This is a genomic window from Escherichia sp. MOD1-EC6162, assembly GCF_002965125.1.
Classification (GTDB): domain Bacteria; phylum Pseudomonadota; class Gammaproteobacteria; order Enterobacterales; family Enterobacteriaceae; genus Escherichia; species Escherichia marmotae.
Genome location: NZ_PTSB01000083.1, coordinates 1 through 837, shown reverse-complemented (window position 1 = coordinate 837; position 837 = coordinate 1). Strand labels below are relative to the sequence as shown.

Genomic DNA, 837 nt, shown 5'->3' with positions numbered 1-837 from the left:
GCAAACGAGGTGTTTACTGTCAACGATTACTGAATTACATGTAGGTAACAGTAATCGGCAGAGAAGCTGTCCAGGTGGTAGCTTCAGATAGCGCTTCATTGAGAGTGATATTGATCTTCTCACCAGACTTAATTCCTGAAGCATATAAACCAGAATAGGAATAATCGTTGCGATCAAAAGTATTTTCATCGTAGGCTCCGTTTCCGTCCGGGCCAGGAACAAAAGTCTCATCAACACCGGGGAAAAGCGTAGACGCCAGATCAAGTGCTTCCTGAGTATCTTGTACTATATTATTTTCTGATTTACCCACACCACCATAAAAGGCCATCCCTGCTTTAGACGCATACATTGAGGATGAAGCCCCTTCTACACCATATCCTTCATCTGCACTCCAGGATTTAATACCGCTGGAGGAAATTTTTGTGGTTAAAGTGCCGATAGTTTGAGAACCAGACTTAACCGATAGCGTCAAGTCAGCTGACCCATTAACAAAAGTATCCAGATCAACAGCTCCGTCATAACTAATTTGAGGCGTAATACCAGCCTGACCAGCAAACATCTTATGCTCTGTCGGACGAATCCCCAGAATACCAATAGCATTGGTAACATTAATTGAGACATCTTTTTGCCCGGCTTCAAGGGTTGCATCCAGATCTGTTACGTTATTACCGACAGCAACTGACCACGGATTCCCAGTCTGAGATGGAGGTGTCAGCTGACCGCCCATTTCAAAAGAACCATTAAAATCACCAGGAGTCCAGGCAAATACTGAACCAGACACAACGGCAGAAGTAGCCACTGCCAGTGCAATCAGAGTCTTTTTCATAAAAAGAAATT

1 protein-coding gene is annotated in these 837 nt (G+C 43.8%); it reads right to left on the bottom strand.

From position 1 onward, the window contains the following. Positions 1-34 precede the first annotated feature (34 nt). A partial coding sequence (locus A9587_RS24235; RefSeq protein ID WP_105281994.1) for a hypothetical protein occupies positions 35-837 on the bottom strand: 803 nt, incomplete at its 5' end.